This window comes from Neptuniibacter sp. QD72_48 (genome assembly GCF_047778065.1).
GTDB lineage: Bacteria > Pseudomonadota > Gammaproteobacteria > Pseudomonadales > Balneatricaceae > Neptuniibacter.
Genome location: NZ_CP180547.1, coordinates 3,667,411 through 3,687,762 on the forward strand (window position 1 = coordinate 3,667,411; position 20,352 = coordinate 3,687,762).

Genomic DNA, 20,352 nt, shown 5'->3' on the forward strand with positions numbered 1-20,352 from the left:
AAGAGGAATAAGTTGCCCATGCTAGGAGCAATTATTCAACAAGGCCGCCTACTAGCCGTTCTGGTATTGATGGTCTGTTTATTGGGCGTGGTAGCCAGCCTGAAGATGCCGGTGCAAATGATCCCTGATCTAGATGCGCAGGTTATTGAGATAGAGACCCGTTGGTCAGGAGCAACGCCACGAGATATTGAACAAGAGATCTTGTTAGAGCAAGAACGTCATCTGCGCACTCTGCCGAATCTAGCCTTTATGGAGTCGATCGCTTCGACTGGGAAAGCCGAGATCATTCTAGAGTTCCCCCCAAAAACCAACCTTGATCAGGCGATGATCAAGGTCACCAACGCACTTAATCAAGTGGCGGGCTACCCTGATAATGTCGACCAGCCGAGTGTAAGAATCAGCTCCTTCTCTGCTAACCCCTTCCTCTATTTTTCGGTGGTACCTGAAGCTGGCAATCCATTTAACCTCGATATGGACATGACCAGCGATTTTATTGATCGTCAGGTACGTCCAGTGATGGAAAGGGTTCCAGGGGTATCTCAAGTTTCTATGCGCGGAAAAACCGAGCGTCAGATCCAGATCCATATTGAACCGGACCAACTTGCCCAACGCGGGCTAAGCATGGCGGATGTTAAAAGTGCGATCCAAACCCGTAATAGAGATATTTCTGCTGGCGATATTGAAGAGGGTAAACGCCGCTATTTACTGCGTACTCAAGGTCGCTTCAATGACTTAGAGGAACTGAGCAACCTCATTATTCGCCACGAGAATGGCGTTAGCACCTATCTGAAAGATGTTGCCGACATCAAACTCGATCATTATGAAACTAACGGCGTTGCTTATGTAGCCGGTGAGCGAGCGATCACTTTAGGGGTTCGCAGAGAACCCAGTGCCAACGTTATTCAAATCAAACAAGACATGCTGCAAGCAGTCGAAGAACTGCACCGCGATGTTCTTAAACCCAACGGCATGCGTATAGAGCTGATCGGAGATGATGTTCGCTATGTAGAAGCCTCTATCAAAAGCGTGGTGCTAAACCTTTGCTTAGGTGCGTTACTGGCGAGCCTTGTTCTATACGTATTTATGCGCTCTGGCCGCGCAACGCTCTTCTGCTTGCTTGGACTCCCTGTTTGTACCATCGCTGCGTTTATCGGCTTAATGATGTTTGGCCGCAGTATCAATGTGATCTCCTTAGCCGGGATTACCTTTGCGATCGGTATGACTCTTGATAACAGTATCGTAGTGCTCGAAAGCATCGAGCAGAAACTACGCCAAGGCATGGATCGGATTGAATCAGCCATTGCAGGGGTCAAAGAGGTGTGGACTGCCGTCATCGCCTCCAGTGCCACGACCGTTCTAGTGTTTACGCCGATCTTTTTCGTCGAGCAGGAAGCTGGGCAACTTTATTCTGATATCGCAATTACCGTCTCCGCTTCAATTTTAGCTTCTATGCTGTTTGCACTGTTTGTCGTGCCTTCTGCCTGCGCTTTCTTTGGTTTATCGACTAAATCGGACGATAAGCAATATCAGCAGGGCAAAATCATGCAGTTGATCACTTGGCTAAATGACGGTTTCAAACGCCGGATAACGGTCATCGCGCTGAGCACCTTCGCAACCTTAGGGTTAGCTATTGCGTTTATGCCAGCAGCGGAATACCTACCCGAAGGTGAAGAGCCAAAATCATTTTCGATGATGTTTGCCCCTGCCGGTTACAGCTACAAAGAGATGTCCCTGATTGGCGCAGAGGTGAAAGAAAAAGTCGATCTAGCCGTGCAGCAGCAACCGGAAGACTACATACCCGAACAAGGGATGATTCCGGCGTTACGTTATTACCTGCTCTATATCGGCTCAGGTTCCGTATGGTTGCTGAGTGAGCCTAAAGACTATGACCATCAAGAGCCGATGATGAAAGAGATCACCCAGTTCTTTACCAGCTATCCGGGTATGCGCGCCTTTTCATCGCGGGGTTCAATTATCTCTAGTAACCAAGGCGGTACCCGTACTGTAGTGCTTAATGTTTCTGGTGCTGATCAACAAGCCCTCTTCACCACAGCGCAAAATGTGATGACTCGCGCAAAAGAGATGTTTGATAACCCACGTTTGGATTCAGAGCCCAAATCCCTCTCTTTAGATCAACCTCTGATACAGATCTTGCCGAAGTGGCAAAGACTGGCTGAATTAGGGATCAAAGCGGAAGATTTCGGTATCGCAGTGGCCGCATTCAGTGATGGCGCTTATGTCGGTGAATTTATCGATGGCGATAAGAAAGTCGATATGCTGCTCTACAGCCAATTAAACACAGCAAAAAGCATTGAGCTACTCAGCCAAACACCGATTTCTGTTCCGGGTGGCGGTGTTCTGCCTCTATCGGCACTAGCCGAGATTAAAGAGACCGTCGCAAGTGAAGATATTCGTCGTATCGAAGGTCGTCGCACTGTATCTGTTTACATACTGCCACCACCAACCGTGGCACTAGAAACGGCGGTCGAGAAAGTACGTACCGAATTAATCCCGTTGATGAAATCTGAGGGCGAAATTCTACCTAAAGTCAGCATCAGTATTTCCGGTGCTGCTGACCAACTGGATGCAACTCAAACCGCGTTATTTAATAACTTTATCGTCGCAGCATTACTGATCTACCTACTTCTAGTCGTAATTTTGTCCCACTGGAGTTATCCAAGCCTCATTCTCACCACTGTGCCTTTAGGTATCGCAGGTGGCGTTGTCGGTTTAGTCGCAGCTAATATGCTCGGTGAATTGTTACAACAAACAGGCTTACCGAGTTTCTACCAAGCTTTTGATATGATCACTATGCTGGGCTTTGTTATCTTACTCGGGACCGTAGTGAACAACCCAATCCTGATCGTCTGCCAAGCACGGGATAACCTACACTTAGGCAAAACCTCTATCGTAGATGCGGTAAACCAAGCCGTTGCCAAGCGACTCAAACCGATTCTGATGTCCACAGTCACAACAGTATTCGGATTGGCGCCATTGGTCTTTATTCCGGGCGCAGGCACCGAGCTTTATCGAGGTGTCGGTATTGTGGTTATGATGGGAATCCTGTTCTCTGTGATCATCACCCTTGGCTTCTTACCCTGCCTACTCATCTGCTGGTTCCAACTACAACAACGTTTTGGCAAGCAGAAAACAGAAGAAGCCGCATAATCAGAGGGGCCAATCACGGCCCTTTATCTGATAAATTAGCGCGTCAGATTGAATTAATTGAGGCAGTTTAGGTCGAAAGCGCAAACTAACTGTTTCGTTGCAGCAATTTAATATTCCCTCAATTATAATGTTGCCCCTCAACGAGTGACTTAAAGGATCGACTTTTGTCTTCAGCACTAGAACAAAAGCTAGATTGGCTTAACCAAGCAGGCCATTCTGGGCTGCTAACCCAGCTACAACACGGTATAGAGAAGGAAGGCTTACGTGTTGATGATCAACGCAGATTAGCTCAAACCTCTCATCCGCAAGCTCTAGGTTCAGCGCTCACTCACGCTCATATCACCACTGATTATTCGGAAGCGTTACTGGAATTTATTACGCCCGTTTTCGAAAAGTCCTCTGATGCCCTGAATTTCCTTGCAGATCTTCATCGCTATACCTATCAGAAACTCGATAAAGAGCAGATCTGGCCAGCCAGCATGCCATGCTTGTTGCCGCCAGAGAAAGAGATTCCTATCGCTCGTTACGGCTCATCAAACGTCGGCCAGATGAAATACATCTACCGCGTAGGTTTAGAGCATCGCTACGGTAAAGTGATGCAGACCATTGCCGGCATTCATTACAATTTCTCTCTCCCTGAAGCATTCTGGCCGCTTTACCATAGTTTTTCAGGCAGTGAACTATCACTACAAGATTTCCGATCCGCTGCGTATTTCGGCCTGATCAGAAATTTCCGTCGTTATTCTTGGCTACTAATCTATCTCTTTGGTGCATCTCCGGCTTTATGTAGCTCGTTCCTAAAGGGTAAGAAGCACAACCTAGAAGAGATGGGCAAAGGTACGTTGTATCTGCCTTATGCGACTTCATTGCGTATGAGCGACCTTGGCTACTCCAACAAAGCTCAAGCTAGCCTAAATATCTGCTTTAACCATCTAGATACTTACGCCAAATCTCTAGAGAGTGCGATTCGTACACCGTACCAACAGTACGAAGAGATCGGTGTCAAAGTAGACGGTGAATATCGACAGCTAAACACCAATGTTTTGCAGATTGAAAACGAATACTACAGCGATATTCGTCCTAAGCGCGTCACAGAATCCGGTGAAAAACCGATTCATGCGTTGATGTCTAAGGGCGTGGAATATATCGAAGTACGTAATACCGATATCAATCCATTCCTACCTTTGGGTATCGATCAGACCCAAGCTGATTTCTTAGACCTGTTCTTAGTCACCTGCTTGCTGATGGACGATAGCGAAATTAGCAATGCTGAGTGTGAGCAGATTCAAGATAACCACCAGCAGGTGGTCACTCGCGGCCGTGAACCAGGTTTGACACTAATCAACAACGATCAGACGGTTACCTTGAAGGATTGGGGCATCGAGCTTCTCGCAGAAATAGAGAAAACGGCAGCTCTGTTTGATCAAGCACACAATAGCAGTCAATTTAGCGAAGCAATTAAAGCCCAAAAAGCTAAGTTGCTAGATCCTGAACTAACGCCATCAGCGCAAGTACTTAAAGAGATGCAGGATCAGAATTTCGACCACGGTGACTTTGTGATGCAACAAGCACAGCGCCATAAAGAAACTCTGCTATCCGAAGCACCTTCATCAGAGATGGCAGCGATGTTGGAAGAACTCAGCCAAAGCTCCCTTGTGGAACAACAGCAAATTGAAGCGGCGGAGCAGCCAGACTTTGATGTCTACTTAGCGGACTATATGGCGAACTAATTAACCGCCCTATATTGCACCCATAAAAAAAGCAGGACACCGAAGTGGCCTGCTTTTTTTGTTTTCGGATAGTGGCTACTGCACTACGAAACTAGTAAAGAACAGGTCAGATACGAAACCTTCACCCTCTTCTTCTACTAAGATGTTTTGTACTTTCTTCAGTGCTTTCTTCGCTAGCTCTTGCTGTAGCTCAACTGTACCAACCGTGTCATCAGTCTGAGCACTTAGCAGAAACACAATATCATTACGGATATGCGCCATATGGTGGTTTACCGCATGGTGCGCCGCTTCGCTTGATACCTGAATCGTCACTTCGCATTTCAGGAAGCGCGTTTTACCTACACCACCAAAATTGGTTACAAACGCTTTTAATTCGATGTAATTAACATAGTCTTCAGCGGTTTTCTGTTCATCACCTTCTGCCCAAGTCAGTTGTACAGAAAAAGCCAAAAAAATAAATAAAACCAGTCGCTTAAGCATTGTTCGCCTCAGTCATTCGTGTTCAATAGCAGCAGTATAGCGCGCTATTTCCGGCCCCAACAGGGGCTGATGGACAAAAAGTTAACTGTGTTTGACCCTGTTCTATATCAAAGCAGGCGAAAAAACTATTTTTTACTATAAGGACGGTTGCACCCTGAATCAGCTTAGGAATATGATGAGCGAAAGGGTACTAATAAATAGAAATGGTAAATCACTTTCACACTGAATTTACCACCCCCTGTCTACATGGTAGGAAAGGAGCGCAGGATGTTAGAGAAATGTAAAAACGCTAAAGAGCGCTGGGGCGGTGTCAGCGAGATCATCGATTCTTGGCTTGAAGAACGTCAGATGCTGATCAGCCAATTTGTCCATCTGCCTGAACACCACATCAACGAAGAGCTTAACAATAAAGCTCAAGGCTTTTGCCAGACGTTGATGGATTATCTCTCCTCTGGACACTTTGAGGTCTATGAGCAGCTGCTATTGGAAGGCAGCGATTTCAATGATGGCAGCCTTGAGGAAGGCCAGTCATTACTACCTAAAATTCAGGTAAGCACCGATATTGCGCTAGATTTTAACGACGATTTTAATAATCTTCTTGATCCTACAGTGCAGCAGATCCGTGAATTTTCCGAACGTTTATCTAAACTTGGAGAAGCACTGGAAGAACGCTTCGAACTCGAAGATAAAATGATTGCCGTGCTTCATACTTCCCACAGAGAAGCGGTAGAAGGATAAGAATTAATGCGCTATGGGTTTTGCAAACTGCTACTGACTGGCAGTATCCTCGGATTAACTGGCTGTGGTGGCGGTGATGACCCAAGTTTGTGGAAGGAATATGCACTGACCGGCGCATATTCCGCTACCTTATCCGAAAATGGATCTCATAGTGTTATAGGTTCTTTCAATCACGGCGGAAGCCTTTGGCAGAGCAGCAATCACGAGCGCCTGTTCAACTGGAATCATAAAGCCAAAGACTTCTCTATCATCGCAGCGACGGCCTTCTCTCCGGAAGGCACTTATGCCGCGACAGCAAACCAGCAAGATCTCGTTCTATGGGATGTTAAAACCGGCAAACCTGAGTGGTTTTGGAGCTCACCCGCTGAAATCATGCAGATGGATCTCTCGCCAAATGGTGATTTTGCATTACTTGGCCTAGCCGATCACACCGCTGTGTATTTTGATGTCAAAAACGGCGGCGTCCAACGCACCCTACGTCATAATGCACGCGTTCGCAGTGTTGATCTCAGTGATGATGGCACCCTTGCGCTAACAGGTTCTGATGCCTACAAAGCGAAACTATGGAGCATGCAGACCGGTGAAATGCTACGCGAGCTAGAGTTTGGTAATGTCGTTGATACTGTCGCTCTCTCGCCAAATACTCAGTATGCCTTCAGTGCCGGCAGCTTAGATAAAGCCGTAATTTGGGATGTGAATAGCGGTAAAGAGCTACACGTTCTGAGCAACATAAAAGATCTACTGCAAAAACGCGTAAGCTACCTAAGCGCACGCTTTTCTCCAGATAACTCTAAGCTATTAACCGGCACAGCAGCGGGGTTAGTACAACTGTGGGATGTTAAAACTGGGGCAGAACTTCGCACATGGCGAATTCATAAACGCGACCCATACGGTCCGGTACATGCCGGTGTATATGCTGTAGCATTTGGTCAAGGTAAATATTATGCCATTGGCTCTAACGGCATTATGAATGAGCTGAAATAAGCATAATAAGCCTATTTCAGGACGGGACTATTCCCACAAAAATCCAACAAAAAATCTAACAAAAAGGCCGATGCTTCACAGCATCGGCCTTTTTAATTCACATCACGCTAAGAAGTGATTACTTCTTCTCAGCTTCAGCAGCTTCTTCCGCACCTGGGTTAATTTCCAGAAGCTCTACTTCAAAAATCAGAGTTTCGTTTGGACCAATTGCATTGCCCATACCACCTGGACCGTACGCTAGATCGGCAGGGATAACCAAACGCGCTTTACCGCCTTCTTTGATCATCTGTAGACCTTCAGTCCAACCTGGAATTACACCGTTCAACGGGAACGATACAGGTTCGTTACGAGAGAACGAGCTATCAAACTCTTCACCGTTAATAAGCGTACCACGGTAGTGTACTTTTACTGTGTCTGCAGCTGTTGGAGACTTACCTTTACCAGCTGTTAGCTCTTCGTACTGAAGGCCAGATTCAGTTGTTGTAACGCCTTTCTTCTTACCATTTTCAGCTAGGTATTTCTTACCTGCCTCAAGGTTGTCAGAACTTAATTGATCGTGTTTTTTCTTCTGCTCTTCCATCTGTTTCTTCTGGAAAGCAGTCATCACTTCGCGTACCTGATCAGGTGACAGCTTTGGCTCTTTATCGCCATAAGTTGTTTTAGCAGCTTCAAGGAACGCATCAAAATCAACATTAGGGATCGTCTTAAGCTGTTCACCAACCATCAGACCAACACTGTAGCTAACTTTCTGCTCTTCAGTTTTTAGTTCCACTGCAGAAACCATTGGAGATACCATCGCGGCACCTAGAGCAACCGCCAGCAAAGTTTGTTTCATGCTAAATATCCTTGTTTGTAATTCTTTGGAATCAGCGCGCCTTTTGCGGCAGCTATCCTATCAATTGAGATAAACCTACAATTTACAACAGGCCTTATTAGTCCCTGATTAAACAGCAAAGTTCAGCGGGGCACCACCTATTCCTTATGATTCGTGCTTAAGTAGGTGTTAGCCGCCTGTAACAGGGGATTCAATGCGCCTAATATCTCTTTATCTATAGGCACTTTTTTAGATTTCAAATAGCTATGCAGGTTTTCTTCAATTATTTCTGAAGATGGTCGTGTTTGCTTTGCCTTTTGGCCCTGTTGATAGAGCAAAGCGAGCTCGATCTGCTCACAAGCCAATTCAGCCTGACGCAGCTTCTGATAACAAGCATCATATTCCGATTCTTGCTGCTTACGTTCGCGCACTTTATAACGAACACCACGCAGTGGATGGGTCATCTCCTGCTGCCAGTGATCCGCCTCATCACAAGTAATCGTGTCGAGCACATAGCCTTGTATCCCGCCCCAGCAGGCGAAGATCAGTCGGTTAATGCTCAACCCAAACTCGTTCTGTAACTCTAAACAGCTCTGCTCTATGCCCGGCTGTTGATAAAAGTTGAGCGCAAAGTCCCAAAGGTCATTTTTCAATTGCATCTCTATGTTAAAATCCGCCGCCATGATTCAATTTCAGCAAGTTAGCTTACAACGCGGCCACAACATATTGCTAGAACAAGCCGATCTGACCCTACATTCGGGGTGGAAAGTCGGTTTAGTTGGTGCAAATGGTGCGGGTAAATCCTCTCTGTTTAAATTGCTACTCGGAGAGCTTCACTGTGATAACGGAGACCTCGAGCTACCGGGGGGACTGCGTATCTCTCATATGGCGCAGGAGGTTCCGACCTCTGATCGCTCAGCACTCGACTACGTCTTAGACGGTGATTACAAGCTCCGCTCTATCCAGCAAGAGCTTGCGAAAGCAGAAGCCGATCATGATATGAATCGCTTAGGCGAGCTGCATGCCGAGCTAGATAACCACAACGGTTATAGCGCTGAGTCTCGTGCAGCCCAGCTTCTCGCCGGTTTAGGCTTTAGCCATAACGATATCACCCGTTCAGTCAAAGAGTTCTCTGGCGGCTGGAGAATCCGTCTGAACCTAGCTCAAGCGCTGATGTGCCCATCTGACCTGTTACTTCTGGATGAGCCAACCAACCACTTGGATCTGGATGCAACGATCTGGCTGGAACAATGGCTGCGCCAATACCCGGGCATGTTGATTCTGATCTCCCATGACCGTGATTTCCTCGATAATGTAGTTAGCCATATCACTCATATCGAGCGTAACAAGCTGAATCTATACAAAGGCGGTTACTCAGCCTTTGAGATACAGCGGGCAGATCGTCTAGCACAGCAACAATCTGCGTTTGAGAAACAGCAGCAGCGTATTGGTGAAATTGAAAACTTTGTACGCCGTTTCCGTGCAAAAGCCACTAAGGCGAAACAAGCGCAAAGCCGTATCAAAGAGCTGGAGCGCATGGAGAAAATTGCACCTGCGCACATTGATAGTCCGTTCAGCTTTAAGTTTTGCTCTGCAGACAAGATGTCATCGCCACTACTGACTTTGTACGATGCACAGTGCGGTTATGACGATAGCGTTATTCTGGATAAAACTTCTTTGACCCTGACGCCGGGTGCGCGTATCGGCCTTCTCGGCCCGAACGGTGCTGGTAAATCAACGCTAGTTAAGTCACTCGTGGGCGATTTGGAACTCTGCAATGGCGAACGCCACGAAAGTGACAACTTGCAGATAGGCTATTTTGCCCAGCATCAGCTTGAAGCACTCGATATGGCGGCATCACCGCTGTTACATATCAAGCGCATCAGCCCGAAAGCCTCTGAGCAAGAGATCCGTGATTTCCTTGGCTCATTCGGGTTTATTGGTGATCGCGCTTTAGAGCCTGTGGATAACTTTTCCGGTGGTGAGAAAGCCCGCGTTGCGCTGTCTATGATCGCTTGGCAAAAACCAAATCTGCTATTGATGGACGAACCGACCAACCACTTGGATCTGGAAGTACGTCACGCACTGACCCTTGCACTGCAATCATTCGAAGGCGTACTAATTTTGGTATCCCACGATCGCCACCTACTACGTAATACTGTCGATGAATTCCTTCTGGTAGCAAATGGTAAAGTTGAAGAATTTAAAGGCGACCTAGATGACTACCAGAGCTGGTTGTTAGAACAGAAGCGCCTCGAACAAAAAGCCGAAGCTGAAGCCTTTGCCCCTGCAGCGACAGAAGAGAAAAAGACTCTCTCTGCAGCAGAACGTAAGGAACAGAAACGTTTAGCCGCCGAACGTCGTAATCAGCTACGTCCACTGAAAAAGCAGTTGGAAAAGCTAGAAAAAGCGATGGAAAAGCAGCACGAACAGCTAGATGAGATCGAAACAGCACTTAGTGATAGTTCGATCTACGAAGAGCAAAACAAGGACAAGCTCAAAACCTTGCTACAACAACAAGCGGAGTTGAAACAGCAAGCGGAGCAAACCGAAGAAGAGTGGATGGAGCAGCAAGAAGCTCTGGAAGCCCTTGAGGAAGAACTGGGTGACGTTTAGTCACCCAGTAACGCTGTTAACTCTTTAATATCTTCGTCATTACGCATTAAACGGCGAAGCATTTTAGCTACATCAGGCTCTTTTAAGCCAAGCTCTGCATACATCTCTTCAGGTACTTCTTCCAAAGGACCGTCACTCAAACCCTGCTGACGTAGCAGACGGTTTGCCATATAGAGCACTTTGACATAGTTACTATGTTCGCCGGCATAATCAGGTTCATTCTGATGACGAATCGCTGTCGTTACCTCAGCAGGCAATTCCCAGCTAGATAGCAACCAGCTACCAATCTGTTCGCGGGTAACACTCAACACCTGTTGCTCTACCGAATCTAAAGCAAAGTGTGGGTTTGCCTCGATATAACGGGACAACAAAGTGAAGTGTGGTGGGAACAGGTGTGCCAGTACTAGGTAACCGAAGTTATGTAGCAAAGAAGACAAGTAGATCAAACCCGGTTTAGGCTGATCTTCATTTTCTGGCATAGCACGGCATAGCTGCTCGGCAAACGCAGCGTTATATACCGACTGCAGCCAGTAAGGTGTTGCCCCACGTGGGCCATCTTCAGGCACACGAAGCATTTCACCCATCGCCGTACCTAGCGCCATATTGATCACGAGGTCAAAACCAAGGACACGGATAACTGCATCATCAATCGAGCTTACTTTACCCGGCGCTGCATAATACGGAGATGCAGCCCAGCTCATCACTTGAGCAGAAAGGCTAGGATCGATCCGCACGACCGGTACGAGCTCACTCACACCTGCTTCTGGATCAGAGCGAAGCTCGATAATTTTTTTAATCGTTGGAGATAGAGAAGGCAGACCTAAAGTATCTTCAAGGCGTTGCTTGATTCGCAACTCAGTAAAGCGCTCAACCGCCTGAGTGATAACAACGCGGTCATCACCTTTCGGCTGCACAGCTTCGATCTGCTCTGTGGTAAGCGCTAAGTTACAGCTACTCGCTTTCTCGATCTGTTTAGCACTCACCCCAAAACACAGCTCAGCGTGCGGCTCGATCAATTCAACTTGATCATGCTGCAAAATTTCAGGAGAAACCAAAAGCTTGAGAGATAAAAGTTTTTTCTGTCCTTCAGGATGTCTTAAGGCATCTTGGCTAAAATAGCGTTTCGCATCTTCGCCACGAACAGGCTGTAGCTGTCGACCTGTCTCTTTCCAGACAGAAACTAAATTGAGTAATGACGCCGCAGGAAGCAGAGCCAGCACCTTACCTTCAGCATCATGCAATAACACCAAGCGAAACTGCGGTAATTCGCCACTGTTTTCCAGAACTCGTACGCCGACTGACAATTTACTCTCTCCAAACCTAGTCTTGGTTTAATCTAAAGGGTAGATTATTAGCAACAATTAGGGAAAGCAAAGTTCTTGGTCAAAAATTCACGATTTAAATCAGTTTAAATGAGAAAAATGTCGATAATTCTCCAAATTAGCCAAGCATTGCTAATCATCTTCTCACTTCTCGGTCTTTCCGCTCACGCAGTGGAAGAGGATCTTGCTCCCGAATCATCTACCGGGCTCTATCAAAGCGAAGCAATCGCCACCCAACAATCCTTAGTCGTAACCGCACACCCTCTTGCTACTCAGGCAGGCCTAAGCATTCTGCAACAAGGCGGTACAGCCGCAGATGCTGCCGTAGCCATTCAAGCTATGCTGACCTTAGTTGAGCCACAATCCTCTGGCATTGGTGGCGGCGCGTTTATGCTCTATTGGGATCAGGAGCAACAAACACTGAAGGCTTATGATGGCCGCGAGACTGCACCGGCGAAAGCAGACTACCGATTGTTCCAAAAAAATAAAAAGCCGATGCCATGGGTAGAAGCGATGGTCGGTGGGCGCTCTGTTGGCACACCCGGTGTTTTAAAAATGCTGGAAGTGGCGCAGGAAAAACACGGCAAGCTAGCTTGGAAAGTTCTGTTTGACGATACTATTGAGCAATCTCGCAAAGGTTTTCCTATAGGCCCGCGCTTACATAAACTGATCGCCAGTGGCATCAACCCGGGATTGAACCGCTATAGCGAAGCGAGAAACTATTTCTACAACCCTGACGGTTCCCCACTGCCGATAGGTTTTATCAGAACCAATCCGGAGCTCGCAGCGAGTTTAGAATTGATTGCTGATAACGGCACCCAAGCGTTTTATCTAGGCCCTATTGCAACCGCAATCGCGGATAAGGTTCAGTCCGTAACTGATAATCCGGGCTTACTCGATAAAAGTGACCTAGCTAGTTACCAAGCTAAAGAACGCGCTCCGATCTGCCTACCCTATAAAGAGTATCGAGTGTGCGGCTTCCCGCCGCCAACATCTGGCGGTGTCACTGTACTGCAGATTCTGAAGCTGCTTGAGCAACATGATCTAGCAACCTTTACCCCTGAGAGCTTGGAGTTTAACCATCTCTTTACCCAAGCATCACGCCTCGCTTTTGCGGACCGTGGCCGTTATTTAGCCGATAGTGATTTTGTCGATGTGCCTGTACAAGGCTTACTCGACCCTAACTACCTAAATGAGCGCTCCAAACTAATCTCGCTAGATAAAGACTTAGGCCAAGCCATGGCAGGTAAACCTCCACATGCGATGGCTAACCTAGTTGATGCTAAATCCCCAGAACGCCCCTCCACTACTCACTTTGTGGTGGTCGACCGTTGGGGTAATGCCGTGTCGATGACCAGCAGTATCGAGATGGCGTTTGGCTCGACCCTGATGGCAGGTGGCTTTCTTCTCAACAATCAACTGACCGACTTCTCCTTTAAAGGTATTAGCAAAGGACAGATCGTTGCCAACCGCGTACAACCGGGTAAACGTCCACGCAGCTCGATGTCGCCGTTTATGGTATTCGATGCAGACGGCAATTTGCATTCGGCCATCGGCTCCCCCGGCGGCAGCCGAATCATCAACTATGTAGCGCAAAGCCTGCTGCTGATGTTCAACTCAGACCTCAGTATGCAGGAGATCGTTAATCAGCCGCATATCAGCAACCGTAACGGGCTAACCGAGCTTGAAGCAGGCACACCTATTGATCAGCTGCAGCAGCCGTTAGAGGCGATGGGTCATCAGATTAAGGTAAGAGACCTGAATAGCGGCCTACACGGATTCCGCCGTCTGCCATCAAACGAATGGGAAAGTGCAGTAGATAATCGAAGGGAAGGTTTAGCACTAGGGGAATAACCAGTGCTAATTCTTACATTAATCGAAATTAGTCGCGTGTAATTCGATTCACGCTCTTCAAGCGACGCAGTTTTTTCATCACGCGTGCCAAATGAATACGGTCAGTTACTGTCACTTCCATATGGACATTCGCTAACTGGCCTTCGTGCTCACTAATATCAATAGCGACAACATCAGCACCTATGCCAGAAGCTGTAGTAGCAAGCTCAGCAATAATGCCGCGATGAGACTCAACCTGAACTGTCAGATTAACGCTGAACTCTTCGTCTAGGTTGTCTGACCATTCCAAATAGATACACTTCTCGGGATCATCACGCAGATAACCGATATTACGACAATCGGTTTGATGGATAACTAAACCACGGCCGGTACTGATATGCCCAATAATCGAGTCACCCGGGATAGGTAAACAGCATTTCGCATACTGCAGCACCATACCCTCGGTACCTTTAATCGACATCGGTTTCTGACGACGATTAGATTCGTCATCATCGGCTGCCTGTAGATCCTCTTCAGGACGCAACCTACGCGCAACCACATAAGCCATACGATTGCCCAAGCCGATATCTTCTAGCAAGTCTTCCATGCTGCCCAATTCAGCTTCTAGTAGCAGCTCGCGCAATTTAAACGGATCGATATCGTTTAAGGTCGCACCATAATTGGCGAGGAACTGATTTAACAAGCGCTGACCAAGCTCCACAGACTCATGACGTTGTTGATTCTTCAGGTAGTGGCGAATCGCTGTACGCGCTTTACCTGTGACAACAAAGTTGAGCCATGCCATATTTGGCTGAGCACTTGGAGTAGTAATAATTTCAACGGTTTGGCCGTTTTCTAACGGCTGAGATAGCGGCGCCAATCGGCGGTTAATGCGGCAAGATACACAAGAGTTTCCAACATCGGTATGAACCGCATAAGCAAAATCGACCGCTGTCGCACCACTTGGCAGCTCCATAATCTTACCCAGCGGCGTAAAGACATACACCTCATCAGGGAACAGATCGGTCTTAACGCTGTCGATAAACTCCATGGAGTTACCGGCACGCTGATGCATCTCTAACAGGCCCTGAACCCATTTACGGGCACGTTTATAACTGCCTAATGCGCTATCAGAAGCGTCTAACTCTTCTTCGTTCTTGTAGTGGCTATGCTCAGCAATACCCTGATTGGCCACTGCATCCATCTCATGGGTACGAATCTGTACCTCGATGGTGATATCGCGTGCACCAAACAGATCAGTATGTAGTGACTGATAGCCGTTGGCTTTAGGGATCGCGATATAGTCTTTAAAGCGGTCGTGCACCGGTTTATACAAATTATGCACGGCACCGAGTGTACGGTAACAGTCATCAACTGAGTCGGTCACGATACGGAAAGCAAATACGTCCATGATCTCAGAGAAGGACTTACGCTGCGCCTTCATCTTGGAGTAGATGCTGTAAAGGTGCTTTTCACGACCAGTAACCGTGCCACTCAACCCCTCTTTCTGGAGGCGCTTTTCGATCGTTTCCTGAATCGAGCTAATCACGTCTTTACGCTGACCACGGGCTTGAACTACTGCTCGACGGATATGCTTAGCACGCATTGGGTAATGCGCTTGAAATGCTAGATCTTCCAACTCCACCTGAACATCACGCATACCTAATCGCGCGGCAATCGGTGCGTAAATATCCAGCGTTTCACGAGCAATACGACGCTGCTTATGCCCCGGCATCGCACCCAAGGTACGCATATTATGAAGACGGTCCGCCAGTTTCACCAAAATCACGCGGATATCTTCCGCCATCGCCAACACCATCTTCTGGAAGTTGCTGGCTTGAGCTTCTGCTTTGGTTTCAAACTCTAGGTGTGTCAGTTTAGATACACCGTCAACGATGTCGGCAACGGCTTTACCAAACTGGGATTCAATCCCTTCGTAGGCGATCTCGGTATCTTCGATAACATCGTGCAACATGGCTGCCATCAGGCTCTGATGGTCCATACGCAATTCTGCAAGAATATTTGCAGCGGCAAGGGGGTGAGTTACATAAGGTTCACCACTTTTACGCTTCTGGCCATCGTGGGCCTGTTCGGCATAAAAATAGGAACGACGCACCTGCTGAATCTGTTCTAGATCCAGGTAATCATTCAAGCGTTGAGAAAGTGCGTCAATGGTCGGCATTGCCCCTCCAGTGCTACAAACAAATAAATGCACATTACATCTGATGATGCCGCATTCATTCTGCTAGGAAAAGACCTAAACAAGGAATTACTAACGAATTTACCAACAAGTATAAACACAAACGCCCCGCATGATAGCGAGGCGTCTGATAAAGCAGTGTGCTTAGGGCTTAGTCTTGCTCGACTTCGTCCAGAACAGTACGGTCAGTGTGACCTTCTGCAATTTCACGTAGAGCAACAACGGTTGGCTTGTCGTTTTCCCACTCTACTTTTGCTTCTTTACCGCCAGTAGCAAGCTGACGTGCGCGCTTAGCAGCAACCATAACCAACTGAAAACGGTTATCTACGTTTTCTAGGCAATCTTCAACGGTAACTCGTGCCATGGGGGTAACCTCAGAATTCGGTACATTAAAAAGACCGCGCAGTTTACCTGCATAATCGGCCTATGACAATAGAGAACTCAACAGATCACGGCAACGCTCTTGTTGTTGAGCGATCTGCATACGCTGTGATAAGAATACGCCATGTAGTTCACGCAGTGCCTGATCAAAATCATCGTTAATCACAAGGTAATCGTACTCACCGTAATGGCTCATTTCGCTCGCCGCTTCAGACATACGTAGGTTGATCACCTCGTCACTGTCCTGACCACGGTTAGTCAAACGCTCTTGGAGCGCTTCACGGGACGGCGGAAGAATGAAAATAGACAGGCATTCAGGCATCAAACGACGAATCTGCTGAGCCCCCTGCCAATCGATCTCTAGAATCACATCTTTACCCTGCTCTAGCTGATCCTCAACCCAACGTTGGGAGGTACCATATTTATTGGTAAATACTTCAGCAAACTCTAGAAAATCAGAGGCTTCAATCATCTGATTGAACTCATCCATAGACACGAAATTGTAGTCCACACCGTTTGTTTCGCCCGGACGCATATCCCGCGTGGTGTGGGATACTGATACGACAATATCATTATCCTGTTTTAGCATCGCCTTAACGAGACTGGTTTTACCCGCTCCCGAAGGAGCCGAAACAACATATAACGTGCCTTTAGCCATGTGAATTCTCATACTCAAATTGAAGCAGCAAACCGTCTTGCTGCAGGGCTATTATAAGATCTTTCCCCTTTTTCACCATGAAAACAGACTAAATAAGCCATTTAAAACTACGAATCCTGAGGAAATACGGGCCTTTCAGCGATAAATACTATATGATCGAAAGTACTTATGACTCAAACTTTGTACGACGGTTTACTTTGATGCGCTGGATTTCAGCCTCAGCAGGTTTTGTAACAGCTTTACCTAAGCGCCACCAGCGCGCACTTATAGCCTTAGCAGCAATGCTTCTAGTGGCGGCTTTTCTACCCTCTGGCGATCGCCCTCATTCGTCCACACCTTTATCTTTAGAACACCTTGTGGACACCGATGCGCCGATCTTTGAGCAACCAAAATTTAGCATTCGCCAGTTAAAAGCCCCTTGGACTTTTGACAGCGTACCCGACGCAGAAACCCTGTTAGTTCCAGATACAGGCACTAATGGTTACCAATACATCGTTCGTAAAGGCGATACCTTAGGTAAAATATTTGAGCGCTTACACCTGCCTCAAAAAACCATGTATCAGCTACTCGAAACTGACGTAAACGTTCTAGCATTAGATAACCTAATGCCGGGGCACACTTTAGTTTTTGAAAAACAAAATCAAAAACTACAGCGTTTAGAACTGCAATTTAGCCTTGCCCATAAAGTTGTGTACACGCGAAAAGCAGATAGTTTTGAGTTTGAAGAGATACGTATCGAAGGTGATTGGCAAGATAAGCTAATCCAAGGCGAGATCCTCTATAGCTTTACTGGCTCGGGCAAAAAAGCCGGTCTAACTCAAGCTGAGGCGCAATCGATTACCCAAGTGCTCAAGCAGCGCGTCGACTTCCGTCGCGATATCCAGCGTGGTGATAAGTTTGAAGTCCTCGTTTCTCGCCAATATGTTGATGGTGAAGCAACCGGCAACACCAAAGTTGAGGCGATCCGAATCAAGAACCGCCATAACATCAGCGCTTTCCTGTTTGAAGATAACTACTACGACGAGAAAGGCCGTAATCTAGAGAAAGCCTTCCAGCGTTATCCATTTAACGGTAAATACCGTCTATCTTCACACTTTAATCCACGCCGTAAACACCCTGTAACCGGCCTGATTCGCCCACACAACGGTACCGACTTCGCCATGCGCATCGGCACACCGGTAGTATCAACCGGTGATGGTGTCGTAACCCGTGTGGTTCGCCATAAATACGCGGGGCTCTATATCGAGATCAAACACGGTCAGAGCTACAAAACCCGTTACCTCCACCTACACAGATCCTATGTAGTGAAAGGCCAACGCGTAAAACGCGGTCAAAAGATCGCTCTATCCGGCAACTCAGGCCGCTCAACCGGCGCTCACCTACACTTCGAACTACATAAAAATGGCCGCCCTGTGAACGCAATGAAAGCTAAAATTCCAATTGCGGTATCGCTTACAGGCAAGAAAAAGAACGCATTCGAACGCCAGCTTAAAGACTATATTGCTCGCTTAGATCAGCCTAAGAATGAGCAACAGCTGGCTTTAAGTAATAAAGGCGAGAAAAGCGCACAGAGTACGCTTTAAGGTAAGACTTGAAGATACCCTACTCGGATCCGAGTAGGGTTCTAATGATTCTAGATTGAATCACTCAATATTCTGGATCTGCTCACGCATCTGTTCGATTAGAACTTTCAGCTCAACCGCACACTGGGTTGTGCTCGCTACAATCGATTTTGAAGACAGCGTATTCGCTTCGCGATTTAGTTCCTGCATTAGGAAGTCTAAGCGACGGCCGATTGGGCCTTTTTGTTTTAGGACACGACGCACTTCTTGAACGTGAGTATCTAGGCGGTCCATCTCTTCATCAACGTCAGCTTTTTGCGCTAGCAGAGCGATCTCTTGTTCAACGCGGCCTTCATCTAGTTCTACTTTTAGTTCTGCTAAACGCTGATTCAGGTTATCGCGTTGGTTTTGCAGAATTTGCGGCATCTTTTCGCGAACTTCTTTGACTATTTCGCTGATCGCATCTAGGCGCTGGTTGATCAGTGTTGCGAGTTCAACACCTTCGCGGCCGCGGCCTTCGATCAGGTCTTTAAGAGATGTACCGAAAAGATCTTTGGCGGATTTTTTGACTAGATCCATATCTAGCTTGGTGTCTTGCAATACGCCAGGCCAGCGCAGTAGTTCTAGTGGATCAAGCGCTTGGTGCTCTTTCAGCATGCCTTGAATCTGTTCTGCGGCTTGTACAACTTCTTGTGCGTAGGCAGGGTTAACCACCAGCTGTTGAACTTTGGCTTCTGGGTTGAAGCGCAGAGTACATTCAACTTTACCGCGACTTAGATTTTTACGTAGCTGCTCACGTAGAAAACCTTCTAGCTCTTTTAGGTTTTCCGGTAAACGCAGGTGAGGTTCCAGATAACGATGGTTAACGGAACGGATCTCCCAACTTAGAGATCCCCATTCGTGCTCGGCTTCCTGTCGAGCAAAAGCTGTCATGCTACGTGTCATATTGTTCATTCTCGATTAAAATGCATCATTAATTCGCATTGTAACAGCCTAGCTCGGCAGTGCCACGCTATGGCAGACCAGAATATTGATAAAGGACAGGCATGAGTTCATCTATTTCAGAACAGCTGCAAACTCTTGGTATTAAGAAGCACCGCCCAAGCGGACGTGAAAATGATCAGATGCGTGAAGTTAAGATCACTCGTAACTTTACTATGCACGCTGAAGGCTCCGTTTTAGTTGAGTTTGGTAATACAAAGGTGCTTTGTACTGCAACTGTAGAACGCGGTGTACCTCGTTTCTTGCGCGGTTCTGGCCAAGGCTGGATTACTGCTGAGTACGGCATGCTTCCTCGCTCTACAACGTCTCGTAACGGTCGTGAAGCGGCGAAAGGCAAACAAGGCGGTCGTACTGTAGAGATCCAACGTTTGATCGGTCGCTCTCTTCGTGCTGCGCTTAACCTTAAAAAGCTAGGTGAAAACACGATCACCCTAGACTGTGACGTTCTTCAGGCGGATGGTGGTACACGCACAGCATCTATCACCGGTGCTTATGTTGCCCTTCAAGATGCAATTAACGTGCTTAAACAAGATAAGAACGGCGCGATGAAAGGCGACCCTATGGTACAGAAGATCGCTGCAGTGTCTGTAGGCATCTATGAAGGTGAGCCTGTTCTCGATTTGGATTACGCCGAAGACAGCAAAGCTGAAACCGATATGAACGTGATCATGACCGGTGACGGCGGCTTTATCGAAGTGCAAGGTACTGCCGAAGGCGCGCCTTATACTCAGGAAGAGCTGAACGCGATGTTGGATCTAGCACGCAAAGGTATCTCTGAGCTGATCGATCTGCAGCAAAAAGCTTTGGCTGAATAAACCTTCAGCCCATTAAAAAAGGAGCCTATTGGCTCCTTTTTTGTTTTCT

Annotated in this window: 16 protein-coding genes; 8 read left to right on the forward strand and 8 right to left on the reverse strand. The window is 47.2% G+C overall.

Going from position 1 to position 20,352, the window contains the following annotated elements:
- The first annotated feature begins 18 nt into the window (after positions 1–18).
- Together ACMXYX_RS16905 and gshA are read left to right on the forward strand one after the other, a co-directional pair.
- Entirely contained in the window at positions 19–3,168 is a 3,150-nt protein-coding gene (locus ACMXYX_RS16905; RefSeq protein WP_415882828.1) for an efflux RND transporter permease subunit, read from the forward strand.
- 164 nt (positions 3,169–3,332) lie between these two features.
- Complete coding sequence (gshA, locus tag ACMXYX_RS16910; RefSeq protein ID WP_415906302.1) at positions 3,333–4,898, forward strand: glutamate--cysteine ligase; 1,566 nt, start codon at positions 3,333–3,335, stop codon at positions 4,896–4,898.
- Between the two features lie 75 nt (positions 4,899–4,973).
- Here the strand turns inward: gshA and ACMXYX_RS16915 are convergent, their stop codons facing one another.
- Positions 4,974–5,378 carry a flagellar basal body-associated FliL family protein gene (locus ACMXYX_RS16915; protein WP_415897164.1) on the reverse strand — a complete coding sequence of 135 codons (405 nt, stop codon included), beginning with the start codon at positions 5,376–5,378 and terminating at the stop codon, positions 4,974–4,976.
- Positions 5,379–5,645: 267 nt separating this feature from the next.
- On the opposite strand from ACMXYX_RS16915, the gene rsd reads away from it, so the two are divergent.
- Positions 5,646–6,116, forward strand: coding sequence for a sigma D regulator (gene rsd, locus ACMXYX_RS16920; protein WP_415889621.1), 471 nt, complete (start codon positions 5,646–5,648; stop codon positions 6,114–6,116).
- A 6-nt stretch (positions 6,117–6,122) separates the two neighbouring features.
- Complete coding sequence (locus tag ACMXYX_RS16925) at positions 6,123–7,100, forward strand: WD40 repeat domain-containing protein (protein WP_415897165.1); 978 nt, start codon at positions 6,123–6,125, stop codon at positions 7,098–7,100.
- Positions 7,101–7,218: 118 nt separating this feature from the next.
- Here the strand turns inward: ACMXYX_RS16925 and ACMXYX_RS16930 are convergent, their stop codons facing one another.
- Positions 7,219–7,935: an FKBP-type peptidyl-prolyl cis-trans isomerase gene (locus tag ACMXYX_RS16930; RefSeq protein WP_415882833.1), complete on the reverse strand. Its 717-nt coding sequence runs from the start codon at positions 7,933–7,935 to the stop codon at positions 7,219–7,221.
- A gap of 137 nt (positions 7,936–8,072) precedes the next feature.
- On the reverse strand, positions 8,073–8,597 hold the full coding sequence (locus ACMXYX_RS16935; RefSeq protein WP_415882834.1) for a TIGR02444 family protein: 525 nt from the start codon (positions 8,595–8,597) through the stop codon (positions 8,073–8,075).
- Here ACMXYX_RS16935 and ACMXYX_RS16940 point away from each other — a divergent pair.
- Positions 8,596–10,530 (forward strand): ATP-binding cassette domain-containing protein, encoded by a 1,935-nt coding sequence (locus ACMXYX_RS16940; RefSeq protein WP_415906834.1) that lies wholly within the window; start codon positions 8,596–8,598, stop codon positions 10,528–10,530. The genes ACMXYX_RS16935 and ACMXYX_RS16940 overlap by 2 nt on opposite strands.
- Here the strand turns inward: ACMXYX_RS16940 and ACMXYX_RS16945 are convergent.
- Complete coding sequence (locus tag ACMXYX_RS16945) at positions 10,527–11,834, reverse strand: HDOD domain-containing protein (RefSeq protein ID WP_415906303.1); 1,308 nt, start codon at positions 11,832–11,834, stop codon at positions 10,527–10,529. The two genes, ACMXYX_RS16940 and ACMXYX_RS16945, sit on opposite strands and share 4 nt — an antisense overlap.
- 117 nt (positions 11,835–11,951) lie before the next feature.
- On the opposite strand from ACMXYX_RS16945, the gene ggt reads away from it, so the two are divergent.
- Positions 11,952–13,706, forward strand: coding sequence for a gamma-glutamyltransferase (ggt, locus tag ACMXYX_RS16950; RefSeq protein WP_415906304.1), 1,755 nt, complete (start codon positions 11,952–11,954; stop codon positions 13,704–13,706).
- 28 nt (positions 13,707–13,734) lie between these two features.
- On the opposite strand, the gene ACMXYX_RS16955 is transcribed toward ggt, so the two are convergent.
- From ACMXYX_RS16955 to gmk, 3 genes are all read right to left on the reverse strand, one after another.
- On the reverse strand, positions 13,735–15,867 hold the full coding sequence (locus ACMXYX_RS16955) for a RelA/SpoT family protein (RefSeq protein WP_415906305.1): 2,133 nt from the start codon (positions 15,865–15,867) through the stop codon (positions 13,735–13,737).
- Between the two features lie 169 nt (positions 15,868–16,036).
- Complete coding sequence (rpoZ, locus tag ACMXYX_RS16960) at positions 16,037–16,249, reverse strand: DNA-directed RNA polymerase subunit omega (RefSeq protein ID WP_415882839.1); 213 nt, start codon at positions 16,247–16,249, stop codon at positions 16,037–16,039.
- A 60-nt stretch (positions 16,250–16,309) separates the two neighbouring features.
- Complete coding sequence (gene gmk, locus ACMXYX_RS16965; RefSeq protein WP_415884691.1) at positions 16,310–16,930, reverse strand: guanylate kinase; 621 nt, start codon at positions 16,928–16,930, stop codon at positions 16,310–16,312.
- A gap of 146 nt (positions 16,931–17,076) precedes the next feature.
- Here gmk and ACMXYX_RS16970 point away from each other — a divergent pair, with 146 nt between their 5' ends.
- Positions 17,077–18,507 carry a peptidoglycan DD-metalloendopeptidase family protein gene (locus tag ACMXYX_RS16970; RefSeq protein WP_415906306.1) on the forward strand — a complete coding sequence of 477 codons (1,431 nt, stop codon included), beginning with the start codon at positions 17,077–17,079 and terminating at the stop codon, positions 18,505–18,507.
- Between the two features lie 60 nt (positions 18,508–18,567).
- Here ACMXYX_RS16970 and ACMXYX_RS16975 read toward each other — a convergent pair whose 3' ends face one another.
- Complete coding sequence (locus ACMXYX_RS16975) at positions 18,568–19,431, reverse strand: YicC/YloC family endoribonuclease (RefSeq protein ID WP_415897171.1); 864 nt, start codon at positions 19,429–19,431, stop codon at positions 18,568–18,570.
- 101 nt (positions 19,432–19,532) lie between these two features.
- Here ACMXYX_RS16975 and rph point away from each other — a divergent pair, with 101 nt between their 5' ends.
- On the forward strand, positions 19,533–20,303 hold the full coding sequence (rph, locus tag ACMXYX_RS16980; RefSeq protein ID WP_415889631.1) for a ribonuclease PH: 771 nt from the start codon (positions 19,533–19,535) through the stop codon (positions 20,301–20,303).
- Positions 20,304–20,352 lie beyond the last annotated feature (49 nt).

Bases quoted from the DNA above. Each gene is read 5' to 3' on its own strand.
- ACMXYX_RS16905 (WP_415882828.1), top strand. From the start codon at position 19: ATGCTAGGAGCAATTATTCAACAAGGCCGCCTACTAGCCGTTCTGGTA.
- ACMXYX_RS16915 (WP_415897164.1), bottom strand. From the start codon at position 5,378: ATGCTTAAGCGACTGGTTTTATTTATTTTTTTGGCTTTTTCTGTACAA.
- rsd (WP_415889621.1), top strand. From the start codon at position 5,646: ATGTTAGAGAAATGTAAAAACGCTAAAGAGCGCTGGGGCGGTGTCAGC.
- ACMXYX_RS16925 (WP_415897165.1), top strand. From the start codon at position 6,123: ATGCGCTATGGGTTTTGCAAACTGCTACTGACTGGCAGTATCCTCGGA.
- ACMXYX_RS16930 (WP_415882833.1), bottom strand. From the start codon at position 7,935: ATGAAACAAACTTTGCTGGCGGTTGCTCTAGGTGCCGCGATGGTATCT.
- ACMXYX_RS16940 (WP_415906834.1), top strand. From the start codon at position 8,596: ATGATTCAATTTCAGCAAGTTAGCTTACAACGCGGCCACAACATATTG.
- ACMXYX_RS16935 (WP_415882834.1), bottom strand. From the start codon at position 8,597: ATGGCGGCGGATTTTAACATAGAGATGCAATTGAAAAATGACCTTTGG.
- ggt (WP_415906304.1), top strand. From the start codon at position 11,952: ATGTCGATAATTCTCCAAATTAGCCAAGCATTGCTAATCATCTTCTCA.
- ACMXYX_RS16955 (WP_415906305.1), bottom strand. From the start codon at position 15,867: ATGCCGACCATTGACGCACTTTCTCAACGCTTGAATGATTACCTGGAT.
- rpoZ (WP_415882839.1), bottom strand. From the start codon at position 16,249: ATGGCACGAGTTACCGTTGAAGATTGCCTAGAAAACGTAGATAACCGT.
- ACMXYX_RS16970 (WP_415906306.1), top strand. From the start codon at position 17,077: ATGATCGAAAGTACTTATGACTCAAACTTTGTACGACGGTTTACTTTG.
- ACMXYX_RS16975 (WP_415897171.1), bottom strand. From the start codon at position 19,431: ATGACACGTAGCATGACAGCTTTTGCTCGACAGGAAGCCGAGCACGAA.
- rph (WP_415889631.1), top strand. From the start codon at position 19,533: ATGAGTTCATCTATTTCAGAACAGCTGCAAACTCTTGGTATTAAGAAG.